Raw genomic sequence first — 13,317 nt, 5'->3', positions numbered from 1 at the left:
CCTGACTATTCCAACCTGAGCACTGCAAGGAAGGCTTCCTGTGGAATTTCCACGTTGCCGACCTGCTTCATGCGTTTCTTACCGGCCTTCTGCTTTTCAAGCAGTTTGCGTTTACGGCTCACGTCGCCACCGTAACATTTGGCCAGTACGTTCTTTCTGAGCGCCTTGACGGTTGTACGCGCGATAATCTGGCCACCGATGGCAGCCTGGATTGCCACGTCGAACATCTGACGAGGAATCAGTTCTTTCATCTTCTCGGTCAACGCCCGGCCTTTGTAGGCCGCGTTGTCACGGTGAACGATCAATGCCAGGGCATCGACCTTGTCGCCGTTGATCAGTACGTCCAGGCGCACCAGATTCGCCGACTGATAACGGTCGAAGTGGTAATCCAGTGACGCATAACCGCGGCTGGTCGACTTCAGACGGTCGAAGAAGTCCAGCACCACTTCGTTCATCGGCAAGTCATAGGTCACTTGAACCTGAGTGCCGAGGAACAGCATGTCGTGCTGAATGCCGCGCTTCTCGATGCACAGCGTGATGACGTTACCCAGGTGCTCTTGAGGCACCAGGATGTTCGCCCGCACGATCGGCTCGCGCATGTCTTCGATGGTGGAGAGGTCTGGCAGTTTCGACGGGTTGTCGACGTAAACGGTTTCACCGGTCTTGAGCAACAGCTCGAAGATTACCGTTGGCGCGGTGGTGATCAGGTCCAGGTCGTACTCGCGCTCCAGGCGCTCCTGGATGATCTCCATGTGCAGCATGCCGAGGAAGCCGCAGCGGAAGCCGAAGCCCAGCGCGTCGGAGCTTTCCGGGGTGTACTGCAGCGACGAGTCGTTGAGGGTGAGCTTCTGCAACGCTTCGCGGAAGTCTTCGAAGTCGTCGGAGCTGACCGGAAACAGACCGGCATATACCTGCGGCTGAATGCGCTTGAAGCCAGGCAGCACGTCGACATCCGGCGTGGTGCTCAGGGTCAGGGTGTCACCCACTGGCGCACCGTGGATGTCCTTGATGCCCGCGATGATGAAACCTACTTCGCCGGCTTTCAGATCAACGGTAGCCGTGTGCTTGGGGTTGAACACACCCACGCTGTCCACCAGGTGGATCTTGCCGGTCGACTTGACCAGGATCTTGTCGCCCTTGCGCACGCGACCATGACGAACGCGCACCAGGGACACAACGCCCAGGTAGTTGTCGAACCAGGAGTCGATGATCAGCGCTTGCAGCGGGTCTTCGATGTTGCCGGTCGGCGCGGGAATGGTCTTGACCAGACGCTCCAGCACCTCGTCAACGCCCATGCCGCTCTTGGCGCTACAGGCCACGGCGTCAGTGGCATCGATACCGATGATCTTCTCGATTTCTTCCTTGACGCGGTCCGGGTCGGCCTGTGGCAAGTCCATCTTGTTAAGGACCGGCATGACTTCCAGGCCCTGTTCGATGGCGGTGTAGCAGTTGGCGACGGACTGCGCCTCAACGCCCTGCCCTGCATCGACCACCAGCAGCGCGCCTTCGCACGCAGCCAGCGAGCGGCTGACTTCATAGGTGAAGTCCACGTGGCCGGGGGTGTCGATGAAGTTCAGCTGATAGGTGATGCCGTCCTTCGCCTTGTAATAGAGGGTGACGCTGTGGGCCTTGATCGTGATCCCGCGCTCGCGCTCCAGGTCCATGGAATCAAGCACCTGAGCTTCCATCTCGCGCTCGGACAGGCCGCCGCACATTTGAATGAAACGGTCAGCCAGCGTCGACTTGCCATGGTCAATGTGGGCGATGATGGAGAAATTGCGGATATGACTCAAATCACTCACGGATCACACTCGAAAAAGGTTGCAGGCAGACTGCCCGCCGAAAAATAGCCGGGAATTGTACCTGAAGGAAGGCTGGGGCGTCACGCTCACACGCCAAGCCTGACAGCCACAAGCCCGTCGGCACAAAAAAAGGAGCGGCCATGCCGCTCCTTTTCCAGTGATGGCCGATTATTCCGCCAGTTTGAAGGTGATGAACGTGGCGCGACCCTGACGCAACACGCGCATCGATACCGAGCGGTTTTTCGGCAGGCCTTTGGCCACCTCTGTGAACTGCTTGGCCGAAGTGATCGCCTGGTTATTGAGGTGAGTGATCACATCGCCAGTCTGCAAGCCGATCAACGATGCCGGACCTTCCTGCACGTCCTTGATCGCCACGCCGCCCTTGAGGTCCAGGGATTTCATCTGTTCGGCAGTTAGGTCGGTGACCGTAACCCCAAGACGGTTGCTGTTACGCTCGACGCCGGAATCGGACGCGCCCATCTCCTCGCCCTCGGCCGGCAACGCGCCGACGGTGACGGTCAGCTTCTGACGCTTGCCGTCACGGATCACTTCCAGTTCGGCCTTGCTGCCGTCCTTGAGGTTGCCGATCAGATGCGGCAGGTCCGCAGACATGATGATCGGCGTGCCGTTGGCGCTGAGGATAACGTCACCGACCTGCAGGCCGCCCTTGGCTGCCGGACCATCTTCCAGAACCTGTGCTACCAGCGCACCGGCCGGCTTGTCCAGACCGAACGACTCGGCCAGATCCTTGTTCACTTCCTGGATAACCACACCCAGCCAGCCGCGATTGACCTTGCCGCTGGCCTTCAACTGGTTGGCAACGTCCATCGCCACGTCGATTGGAATGGCGAACGACAGGCCCATGAAGCCGCCGGAACGGGTGAAGATCTGCGAGTTGATACCCACGACCTCGCCCGCCATGTTGAACAACGGCCCCCCCGAGTTGCCCGGATTGATGGCCACGTCCGTCTGGATGAACGGCACATAGGTATCGTTTGGCAGGCTACGGCCCTTGGCGCTGACAATACCTTTGGTCACCGAGTGATCGAAGCCGAATGGCGAGCCAATTGCCAGCACCCACTCACCCACTTTGAGCTTGTCGGAATTACCCAGCTTGACCGTCGGCAGGTCTTTGCCGTCTATTTTCAGCACCGCCACATCGGTACGCGGGTCGGTGCCGATCAGTTTGGCTTTCATTTCACTGCGATCAGACAGGCGCACGAGAATCTCGTCGGCACCGTCGATCACGTGGTTGTTGGTGAGGATGAAGCCATCAGCAGAAATGATGAAGCCCGACCCCAAGGACTGCGCTTCGCGCTGGCGATCACCCTTGCCCGAGCCGGGCGGCCGCGATCCCGGCGGCATGCTGCGCTCCAGAAACTCGCGCAGCATCGGCGGCAGGCCTTCCAGATCCGGTGCCTGTCCCTGAGCCACCGAACGATCCGGCAGCTTCTGGCGAGTACTGATGTTCACGACCGCAGGCGAGGCTTGCTCCACCAGCGAGGTGAAGTCTGGCAGGGCTTCGGCCTGGGCCGTGAGGACCTGACCGAGCATCAGCACGGCGGCCATCAAGGACAGATATGATTTCAAGCGTGGTATCGACATACGGCTCCCGTTCACAACGAGCATGGTTAAGCGGTACGAACCGACAGGTTCGAGGAGCATCTGCACATCTGGGTCTTGTGCAGTGCACTACTCTCAGCGAGTTTTTTACGCGCAGATGGTTTTCTGAGTGCTGACACAACAAAGGCCAGAGCTGCGAAGCTGTGACCTATAGAAAAAAAAGAGAGGGTTTGCAACCTGCAAAGCTGACCAAACATTTCAGCGCTGTGGCGCAAGCCAGCAAACGCAAGGCTGGCGGCGCGAACCGCCCAAAATGAAACCTTTTTCATAGTGGGCATTCACCGGTCTGGTCAGATTACTTCTTGCTCGTTGCAGGAGCAGAATCATTGCGCATGGACAGCGCGATCCGTTCGGCGGTGCCAATCGGGATCTCGCCCACCACTGTCACCATGGCGTCGCCCTTGGGCGTCGTCAGGCGGCGGGAAACTGCGACAGTGGGGCCCAGCTGGGTACGGATGTCGGTCGCTGCGGCGCCGCTCACAGGCTCGATGAACACCGAGAAGCGTGCCAGCCCGTCATCGTACATCAGGCTGGTAACCAGCGATTTGGAGTCCGGGTCCTTGCGCGCACCTGCGCTGCTGAGCTCGAATCCTGGCGGCAACCAGTCCGAATGCCAGGCAACTTGCTGCTTCTGAGTATCGGTCCTGGCCTTTACCACATCGACCGACTTGCAATCGGCGCTGGGCTGGAGCATCTGATCGGTGGGCTCAGTGGTATCGAGCTGGGTGAACTGAAAGCGCTCCAGCAACTGCCCCTTGTCGCTCAACAGCAGCGACTTGAGCGGCAGACCGGTCTGGCTATCCAGATGCAACTCGATGCCATAGCGATGCTGGTCGCGCGGGGTCAGGGTGACAATCACCGCCGGCCGCCCGGCCACCCGGGAATCACCGGCGACCTTCATGTCATACCATGCCGACAGTTTTGCCGCATCGAACGCATGAGCCGGGGAGTCCGGAATGTTCGACACGCCCGGCACCAGGGCGCCGCTGACGCATTGGGTTACCCCGTTGACGCGCAGCACTTCCTGAGGGGATCCATCGAGCTGGAGGAGATGCTCCCGAATCTTGCCGTCAACCACCCGGTGCCAGATTCGATGAGTGGAGAAACTTCCATTGCGTTCATAAACGAAAGTGCCTTGGAAGCTTTGCTGCTGTTCTGCCTGCGCAAGACGCTTGAGCTGGTCTTGCGCATCATCGGCATGAACTGGAAGGACCAGCCATCCACCAAGCAGAAGCGGCACTAGAGGGATGGCGCGCATGATCCTCCTTAACGGTTTTCCAGACTGGCGGCGCGTGCGTACGGCAGGGCGCTTTCAGTGCCTTTCAACGCGGCTTGTTGGGCATGCTGACGCAGGTAACCTGGCAGACGCTGATCGTGCCAGCCGGCCTGATTCTGCATCACACCACTGGCCATCGGGCCTGGCGCTTGCTCGCTTTCAGTGTAACCGGCCAGTACTGCCGGGCCTTTTACCTGAGGCATGGCAACGTTGGCAGGCTGTGCCGATTGCTGAGCCAGTTGAGCACCAGCGATTTCGTCCTGATTGTACAAGCGCACGCCTGCCAGGACAGCCACGGTGACGGAAGCCGCTACAGCCAGACGACCCAGCGTACGCCAAGGACCACGACCGGCCTTCAGCGGGCTGACTTCGTCGGCAATCGCGGCGGATACGGCAGCCGAGATGTCCAGATGAGGCATCAGCAGTTCTTTATGCATTGCTGCGCGAGCAATTTGATAACGCGACCAGGTGGCACGTGTATCCGCATCGTCGATGGCGTTTAGCACCCGACGCAACTCCAATTCGTCCGCTTCGTTATCCATCACCGCGGACAGCGATTCCTGCAGGGCTTCACGACTCATGGCGGTTCCTCTCATATGGCTATCGCCGCTGTCTCAGGTTTCCTGCAACAAAGGTTGCAGGGCTTTATCAATGGCTTCCCGAGCGCGGAAAATGCGAGAGCGCACGGTACCAACCGGACATTGCATAACACTGGCAATGTCTTCGTAACTCAGACCGTCAAACTCACGCAAAGTTAGAGCCGTACGCAAATCTTCTGGCAGTAGCTGGATGGTCCGATGGACGGTGCCTTCGATCTCATCCCTCAACAATGCGCGTTCCGGTGACTCGATGTCCTTGAGGCCATGATCGCCGTCGTAGAACTCCGCATCTTCGGACCTGACATCGCTGTCCGGCGGTCGCCGACCTCGCGACACCAGATAGTTTTTCGCTGTGTTGATAGCGATGCGGTACAGCCACGTATAAAACGCACTGTCGCCGCGGAAGTTTCCAAGCGCGCGATAAGCCTTGATAAAGGCCTCTTGCGCAACATCCTGGGCTTCATGGGTGTCGTGAACGAATCTCACGATCAACCCAAGAATCTTGTGCTGATATTTCACCACTAGCAGATCAAAGGCTCGCTTGTCGCCGCGCTGTACGCGTTCGACCAGTTGCTGATCCTCTTCCTGGGTTAGCATGAACACTCCTCATAGAGCTCAAAGGAGTGTCGCAACGGCTGCTTCACAGGCTTGCAAACATAGACTCGGGCTTTTCGCAAAAGTTCTCCCCCCTTCAAGCAAGTTTCCGGCGAGCGTCGGTGGCCCGCACGAAAAACGCAGCTCGAACCAGGTCGGCTACGTGAATAATCTTGTCGTCGAAAGCGCTTGCGTGGATGTTTAAGGCTCCCTCGCGCAGCGCCGACGCTGTCCCTTTATCGGCAACCCTCTATTGAACGTGGGGCTTTATGAAAAGTTCCCACATTTCATTTTCGGGTGTAAGACACACATCATCGTATTTGTAGGATCCAATGAAGGCTTGATGGCGCCACTGAATTTGCCTGCCAAACGGTATGCACGATGCCGCGGAGTAGCGCACAATCCGCCTCCGCCGTGATTCACAATTGCCATAAAATCGCAGCCATTGTGCCGTTCCCACCCCTCACATACTAGTGGCCACTTAGAAGCCGGGATAATAAATGAGCCGACAGTTTCAACACGACGTTCTGGTGATCGGCAGCGGTGCTGCCGGATTGAGTCTGGCGCTTACCCTGCCCGGCAATTTACGCGTAGCGGTGTTGAGCAAGGGCGACCTGGCCAACGGCTCCACCTTCTGGGCACAGGGCGGCGTTGCCGCCGTGCTGGACAACGCAGACACCGTTCAATCGCATGTTGAAGACACGCTCAACGCCGGTGGCGGCCTGTGTAACGAGGAGGCCGTGAGGTTCACCGTCGAGCACAGCCGCGAAGCCATCCAGTGGCTGATCGACATGGGCGTGCCGTTTACCCGCGATGACCAGTCGACGGTCGAGGACGGCGGTTTCGAGTTTCACCTGACCCGAGAAGGTGGCCACAGTCATCGGCGCATCATTCACGCTGCTGACGCGACTGGCGCGGCGATCTTCCGCACCTTGCTGGCACAGGCCCGGACCCGACCGAATATCGAATTGCTGGAACAGCGTGTTGCCGTCGACCTGATCACCGAGCGCCGGTTGGGGCTGGCCGGTCAACGCTGCCTGGGCGCCTACGTTCTGGATCGATCCACCGGTGAAGTGGACACCCATAGCGCCCGCTTCACCATTCTGGCGTCAGGCGGCGCGGCCAAGGTCTATTTGTACACAAGCAACCCCGATGGCGCGTGCGGCGACGGCATCGCCATGGCCTGGCGATCGGGATGTCGGGTCGGCAACCTGGAATTCAACCAGTTTCACCCAACCTGCCTTTATCACCCCCAGGCCAAGAGCTTTCTGGTGACCGAGGCGTTGCGTGGCGAAGGTGCTTATCTGAAGCTGCCTAACGGCGAGCGATTCATGCAGCGTTTCGACGCCCGCGCTGAACTGGCCCCGCGTGACATCGTTGCCCGTGCCATCGACCACGAAATGAAGCGCCTGGGGATCGATTGCGTTTATCTGGACATCAGTCATAAACCAGAAGACTTCGTCAAAACCCACTTCCCCACCGTGTATGAGCGCTGCCTTGAATTCGGCATCGACATCACCCGCCAGCCGATTCCGGTGGTGCCCGCGGCTCACTACACCTGCGGTGGCGTGGTCGTCGACCAGCACGGTCGCACTGACGTACCCGGCTTGTACGCCATTGGCGAAACCAGCTTCACCGGCCTGCACGGCGCCAACCGCATGGCGAGCAATTCGCTGCTCGAATGCTTCGTCTATGCCCGGTCCGCAGCCAGTGACATCGTTGCGCAATTGCCCCGGATCAGTCAGCCAGAAGATCTGCCCTCGTGGGATTCGAGCCAGGTTACCGATTCGGATGAAGACGTAATCATTGCGCACAATTGGGACGAACTTCGGCGTTTCATGTGGGATTACGTCGGCATCGTGCGCACTAACAAGCGCCTGCAGCGTGCGCAGCACCGCGTGCGATTGCTACTCGATGAAATCGATGAGTTCTACAGCAACTATAAGGTCAGCCGAGATCTGATCGAGCTGCGCAATCTGGCTCAGGTGGCCGAACTGATGATTGCCTCGGCCATGGCCCGCAAGGAAAGCCGCGGCCTGCATTACACGCTCGATTACCCGGACATGCTGCCCGAGGCAGTCGATACTATTCTGGCGCCGCCCACCTACGTCGGCTGAATTTCAGACGCAGACGCAAGCGTCGGTGCACATCCGGCGCCAAGGCGTCGTTGGCGATGCACACGCTTTTGACCCAACGGCGTTGCAGCCAGGTGCCCGTCACCAGGCGAAACCTGAGTACGACGATCCGCGGCAACGCCATGCTGTCGGGGCGCAATTGCACCGCCTGCCAGCCGCCACGTTCGTTCCACAGCTGCCATCCCGAATCGTCACGCCGCAAGCCGGTAAAGGCCCGAGGGTCGGTGAGCAGAATCGATTGCTTGAAGTGTCGCAAACCATGCACAAGGCACAGCAGCAGGCCGACGCTTTTTGCCCAGAGCGGGATTTCCAGCAACAGCAGCGAGACAGAGGCGAGCACCTGGACACCCAGGTATACCGTCAGCAGCGTCCGCGAGGCGTGCCAACGGCATTCAAAATGATCACTTCGGCTGGACACGGTCCAGAATCATGCGAACCATGCGCTGAAGTTCCGCATCTTCGGACTCGGCGCGCTGCATGAACCAGCCGAACATGTCCTGATCTTCACAGGTCAACAGACGAACGTAGAGGTCACGGTCGACTTGGTCGAGCGTCGGGTAGACCTCACGGACAAACGGCACCAGCAGCACATCCAGCTCGAGCATGCCGCGGCGGCTGTGCCAAAAAAGGCGATTGAGTTCAACATCTTCGACCATGGGGGCGCTCCTCAAATTTGCCGGCGAGTATACAGGGGCATGCCGATTGGGCGTACCCGCAGTTGGTCGCAGCTTTTTGCGCATCCGTTAAAGCGGACTTGCATATACCCATAACCGAGGCGGGGCACTATGATGGTGCCCCAGACTTTTACCCCTGCGATGACTCATGGCCGATTCAGCTTTTTTCTGCCCCTTGTCCCATGAAGGTGTACTCGCCGTTCGCGGCGTGGACGCCAGCAAATTCCTTCAAGGCCAACTGACCTGCAACATGGATTACCTGAGCCAGGCCAAGGCCACGCTCGGTGCCCGCTGCACGCAGAAAGGCCGGATGCAATCCAGCTTCCGCGTTCTGATTGAGGGCGACGGCATACTGCTGGCGATGGCCAGCGAGCTGATCGACGCGCAGTTGCTGGACCTGAAAAAGTACGCAGTGTTTTCCAAGTCCAAATTAACCGACGAAAGCGCATCCTGGGTTCGCTTCGGCTTGAACGATGGCGACGGTGCCCTGGTGAACCTGGGACTGGATCTGCCTCAGGACAGCGACTCGGTGGCACGTGCCAACGACCTGATCGCTATCCGCGTCTCCCCCGCCCGCGCCGAACTGTGGGTGCAAAGCGGGCAGGCAGCCGATGTGCAGGAGCGGCTGGCGGCGCAATTGCCGCAAGGCTCGCTGAACGACTGGCTGCTGGGGCAGATTCGTGCCGGCATCGGCCAGGTTTTCGGGCAGACCCGCGAAGAATTCATTCCGCAGATGATCAACTTGCAGGCCGTTGGTGGCGTCAGCTTCAAGAAAGGCTGCTACACCGGCCAGGAAATCGTTGCGCGGATGCAGTATCTGGGCAGACTCAAGCGCCGCTTGTACCGCCTGACCCTGCAAAGCGGTGATGCGCCAGAGCCCGGTTCGGCACTGTTTTCGCCGGTCCACGCCAGCGCTGTGGGGAACGTCGTGGTCGCAGCACGCTCGGCCAGCGGCATCGAACTGCTGGCGGTACTGCAGGCCGACGCCGTGGAGAACGGCAATATCCGACTGGGCACGCCAGAAGGGCCGAACTTGCAGCTGTGCGAACTGCCCTACACTCTGGACGCCAAGCTTGAAACTCAGCGTTAATCAGCGCAGCGACTGAGCCAGACGTCAGCGAAGTTGTTGTATGCGCCCCGACCTTCACAGGGCGCGGGGCGTCGAACAGGATGCAGTATCCAGAGATTCGATATGAGTAGCATGGCTGACGAGGTGCAAAGGGACTTGATCAAGGCGATCGACAAAGACGCCTTGTTCCTGCCGACGCTTCCTGAAGTGGCACTGAAAATTCGCCTGGCCGCGGAAGATTCCGAAATCTCCATTATCGCCCTGAGCAAGGTCATCGGCAGCGATACCGCGCTCTCCGCTCGCCTGATCAAAGTGGTCAACAGCCCGTTGCTGCGCCCCAATTTCGAGGTCAGCGATGTGCTGACCGCGGTCCGGCGGCTGGGCGTGAACTACAGTTGCAACCTGGCAATCGGCCTGGTGGTGGAACAGATGTTTCACGCCAAGTCCGATGTGATCGATAGCAAAATGCGCGACATCTGGAAGCTGAGCTTGCAGGTCGCGGGGGTCAGTAACCTGCTGAGTCATCGGCGTGGCCATCTAAAAGCCGACAAGGCCACGCTCGCCGGATTGATCCATCTGATCGGAGTGCTGCCGATCCTGACGTACGCCGAAGACAACTTCGAGCTCCTGGCTGACCCGATCAGCCTCAATCACGTGATCGAGCGCATTCACCCGTTTATCGGCGAGCGACTGCTGCGTTCTTGGGATTTTCCCGAAGCCCTGGCCATTGTCCCCCGACAATTCCAGAACTTCACCCGGCTTTCCGGGCAAGCCGACTATGTCGATCTGGTGCAGGTCGCGACGCTGCATGTGCATGACGCCACCGGCAGGCCGTACCCGAATCTGGACATGCAGGCGGTTCCGGCGGTCGGCCAGCTGGGATTGAACATGGCCGACGGCGCGCTGATCAACGAAATGAACGAGGCAATGACGCTACTTTACTGATCGCCCCTGAACTGGAGCAGCGCGGTCTGCCAGAAGCGATCGTCGCAGGTTCGCGGTGGCTGGCACGCCCTCTTGCCTTTCCCGGCGCTCAGACAGTGCCTGACTCCGGGGCGACAAAGCTGACCCTGACTTTCAGCCCTTGCTCGGCACCGTCATGCAAACTGATCCTGGCCAGATGCGCCCGGCAGATTTCACCCACGATCGCCAGACCCAGCCCTGCCCCCGTGCCTTGCTGATTTCGCCGGTAGAACCGTTCGAATACCCGGTCGCGCTCATGCAGCGGTATGCCCGGCCCGTCATCTTCGACTTCAAGCACGCAAGGTGAATGCACCCGCAACACCACGTTGCCGCCAGGCGGCGTGTGCGCAAGGGCGTTGTCTACCAGGTTGCTCAGCAGTTCGTTGAGTAGCGTCGGTTCGCCGCGCATCCACACAGGCTCATCGGCCTCCAGCGCCAAGGCGACCCCCTGGGCATGTGCCAAAGGCGCCATGGCCATCCCCAGTTCCCGGGCCAACTGGCTGAGATCGAGCAACTGCGCACCGCCTTCGGCAATTGCACGGGCGCCATTCTCGATGCGCGCCAGCGAGAGCAGCTGATTGGCCAGATGGGTGAGCTTGTCGGTCCCGGTTGCAGCGCTCTGCAGCGTGCTGCGCCAGGCGGCAGGGTCCTGTTCCCGAAGTCCCAACTCGACCCGCGCCTTGAGCGCCGCCAGCGGGGTGCGCAGCTCGTGTGCAGCGTCGGCGATGAACTGCGCCTGACGCTCGAACTGCAGACGCAAGCGCTCGGTGAAGTGATTGAGCGAGCTGACCAGCGGCCGCAACTCATGCTGCACCTCGACCAAGGGTAAGGAACGCAGGTCGTCGGGTTGGCGCTCTTCCACGGCAGTGCGCAGGCGATCCAGGGGACGCAGTGCGGCGCTGACGGTAAACCACACCAACAGCAGTGCGCCGCTGCCGAGCATGCCCAGGCGCAACAGCGTGTCGGCCATCAGTCCCCGGGCCATTTTCACTCGTGCCTCTTCGGTCTCGGCGACCCGAATTTCGGCAATGCCGTTCATGTTCGGCTCGCTCACAGCCTTGAGCAGGCTGACCACACGCACATCCTGCCCCTGATAACGAGCGCTGTAGAACTTGGCCAGCGCCGGGTAGTCATCGGTGCGCGGGGTGCCCGGAGGTGGCGCTGGCAGGTTCTCATAACCTGAAATCAGCTTTTGATGAATGTCGTTGACCTGGTAATAAATTCGCCCGGCACTGTCATAGGCGAACGTGTCCAGGGCGACGTAAGGGACATCGGCGCTGAGCGTGCCGTCACGTTCGGACAAACCGGCTGCAATCGTTCGGGCTGACGCCAGCAAGGTGCGGTCATAGGCGGTGTCGGCAGCTTCGCGGCCGTTCCAGTAGGCACTCATGCCGCTGGCGATCATCAACGCCACCAGCAGCAACCCCAGGTTCCACAGCAAGCGCCAGCGCAGGCTGTTTTCCGCCGAGGGAAACGGGTTAAACATCCCGGCTTTCCAGCAGGTAACCCAGGCCACGAAAGGTCACGATGGCGACAGGTTGGCCGTCGAGCTTTTTACGCAAGCGATGCACGTAGATCTCGATGGCATCGGCGCTGGCGTCTTCATCCAGGCCAAACACCTGTGCCGCCAGCTGTTCCTTGCTCATCACCCTTCCCGGCCGGGCAATCAGCGCTTCAAGGACCGATTGTTCGCGAGAGGTCAGGGTCAGCGTCTCTTCGCCCAGGGTGAAGCGTCGCGTGTCGAGATCGTAGACCAGCACCCCGCAGCGCTGCTGCCGCTCGCCGCCGAGCACACTGCGGCGCAACAACGCCTTGACCCGCGCTTCGAGCTCGGAGAGTTCGAACGGCTTGGCCAGATAATCATCGGCGCCCAGGTTCAGCCCATGGACCCGATCCTTGACATCGCTGCGTGCGGTCAGCATCAGCACCGGGATGTTCTTGCCGCGTGCCCGCAAGCGGGCGAGCACCTCGAAACCGTCCATGCGTGGCAGACCGACATCGAGAATCGCCACTGCGTACTCTTCGCTGCCAAGGGCCAGGTCGGCAGCGACGCCATCATGCAATACGTCCACGGTCAGCCCGCTGCCCTTGAGCGCCAGCGCGACGCTTTCAGCCAGTTGCAGATGATCTTCGACGAGCAGGACACGCATCGGTTTCTCCCGATTGAGGCGTTTGGTGGAGGCGGAGTTTACAGGCGCCCCGCCATCTGTGAAGGCCTGAAACACTCCCATGACAACCGACCGGCGCGGATGCCGGTAGGGCGAAAGCTTCATGAAAGGTAGTTGAAAGGTTGACGAAAGCTTCGCTGATTACGATCCGCCTACGACTCGTCATGGCTGCGCCTTGCGCAATACCGTGACGCCTTGATCGTGACGAAAAACGCCTTGATGCGTTTTCAACAATAAAAACAAAATCGGAGTCATCGGTGATGTCCTCACTGCAATCCTCGGCCGCCGTGCCGCCTGAATCCCGTCCTGTTTTGAGTTCACTGGGCAACCTGGTTGCGCAGTGTTTCGTCACGTCCCCGTTTTTCCCAGGCGCGCGTCCAGGACGCGATGAACCAACCGCCTGATCGATAAGCC

At 59.9% G+C, this 13,317-nt stretch carries 12 protein-coding genes; 3 read left to right on the top strand and 9 right to left on the bottom strand.

What is annotated here, in order from left to right; translation table 11 throughout:
* Positions 1-5 precede the first annotated feature (5 nt).
* From lepA to rpoE, 5 genes are all read right to left on the bottom strand, one after another.
* On the bottom strand, positions 6-1,802 hold the full coding sequence (lepA, locus tag ACI2KS_RS05885; RefSeq protein WP_404618093.1) for a translation elongation factor 4: 1,797 nt from the start codon (positions 1,800-1,802) through the stop codon (positions 6-8).
* A 168-nt stretch (positions 1,803-1,970) separates the two neighbouring features.
* Entirely contained in the window at positions 1,971-3,371 is a 1,401-nt protein-coding gene (locus tag ACI2KS_RS05880; RefSeq protein ID WP_404618488.1) for a DegQ family serine endoprotease, read from the bottom strand.
* A gap of 349 nt (positions 3,372-3,720) precedes the next feature.
* Positions 3,721-4,683 (bottom strand): MucB/RseB C-terminal domain-containing protein, encoded by a 963-nt coding sequence (locus tag ACI2KS_RS05875; RefSeq protein WP_404618091.1) that lies wholly within the window; start codon positions 4,681-4,683, stop codon positions 3,721-3,723.
* 8 nt (positions 4,684-4,691) lie between these two features.
* A complete protein-coding gene (locus ACI2KS_RS05870; RefSeq protein ID WP_404618089.1) occupies positions 4,692-5,282 on the bottom strand; it encodes an anti sigma-E factor RseA C-terminal domain-containing protein in 591 nt (196 codons plus the stop codon).
* Positions 5,283-5,315: 33 nt separating this feature from the next.
* Positions 5,316-5,897: an RNA polymerase sigma factor RpoE gene (gene rpoE / locus ACI2KS_RS05865; protein WP_037014368.1), complete on the bottom strand. Its 582-nt coding sequence runs from the start codon at positions 5,895-5,897 to the stop codon at positions 5,316-5,318.
* Between the two features lie 497 nt (positions 5,898-6,394).
* Between rpoE and nadB the strand changes: the two genes are divergently transcribed.
* Positions 6,395-8,011, top strand: coding sequence for an L-aspartate oxidase (gene nadB / locus ACI2KS_RS05860; protein ID WP_404618087.1), 1,617 nt, complete (start codon positions 6,395-6,397; stop codon positions 8,009-8,011).
* On the opposite strand, the gene ACI2KS_RS05855 is transcribed toward nadB, so the two are convergent.
* Together ACI2KS_RS05855 and ACI2KS_RS05850 are read right to left on the bottom strand one after the other, a co-directional pair.
* The gene (locus tag ACI2KS_RS05855; RefSeq protein WP_404618085.1) at positions 7,980-8,447 is read right to left on the bottom strand and encodes a protein YgfX; all 468 of its coding nucleotides are present in this window, start codon (positions 8,445-8,447) and stop codon (positions 7,980-7,982) included. The two genes, nadB and ACI2KS_RS05855, sit on opposite strands and share 32 nt — an antisense overlap.
* Positions 8,431-8,685: a succinate dehydrogenase assembly factor 2 gene (locus ACI2KS_RS05850; RefSeq protein WP_404618083.1), complete on the bottom strand. Its 255-nt coding sequence runs from the start codon at positions 8,683-8,685 to the stop codon at positions 8,431-8,433. The genes ACI2KS_RS05855 and ACI2KS_RS05850 overlap by 17 nt, the downstream gene beginning before the upstream one ends.
* A gap of 166 nt (positions 8,686-8,851) precedes the next feature.
* Here ACI2KS_RS05850 and ACI2KS_RS05845 point away from each other — a divergent pair, with 166 nt between their 5' ends.
* Both ACI2KS_RS05845 and ACI2KS_RS05840 read left to right on the top strand, forming a co-directional pair.
* Positions 8,852-9,793 (top strand): YgfZ/GcvT domain-containing protein, encoded by a 942-nt coding sequence (locus ACI2KS_RS05845; RefSeq protein ID WP_404618081.1) that lies wholly within the window; start codon positions 8,852-8,854, stop codon positions 9,791-9,793.
* 102 nt (positions 9,794-9,895) lie between these two features.
* A complete protein-coding gene (locus ACI2KS_RS05840; RefSeq protein ID WP_404618079.1) occupies positions 9,896-10,717 on the top strand; it encodes an HDOD domain-containing protein in 822 nt (273 codons plus the stop codon).
* Between the two features lie 88 nt (positions 10,718-10,805).
* Here ACI2KS_RS05840 and ACI2KS_RS05835 read toward each other — a convergent pair whose 3' ends face one another.
* Both ACI2KS_RS05835 and ACI2KS_RS05830 read right to left on the bottom strand, forming a co-directional pair.
* Complete coding sequence (locus ACI2KS_RS05835; RefSeq protein ID WP_404618077.1) at positions 10,806-12,221, bottom strand: sensor histidine kinase; 1,416 nt, start codon at positions 12,219-12,221, stop codon at positions 10,806-10,808.
* Positions 12,214-12,885, bottom strand: coding sequence for a response regulator (locus ACI2KS_RS05830; protein ID WP_404618075.1), 672 nt, complete (start codon positions 12,883-12,885; stop codon positions 12,214-12,216). Before ACI2KS_RS05830 ends, ACI2KS_RS05835 begins: the two co-directional genes overlap by 8 nt.
* Positions 12,886-13,317: the final 432 nt, after the last annotated feature.

Origin of the sequence: Pseudomonas sp. NPDC087358 (assembly GCF_044900785.1) — a bacterium.
Lineage (GTDB): Bacteria > Pseudomonadota > Gammaproteobacteria > Pseudomonadales > Pseudomonadaceae > Aquipseudomonas.
Note: the sequence above shows the minus strand (reverse complement) of the source record. Positions and strands in the feature narration are given on the sequence as shown.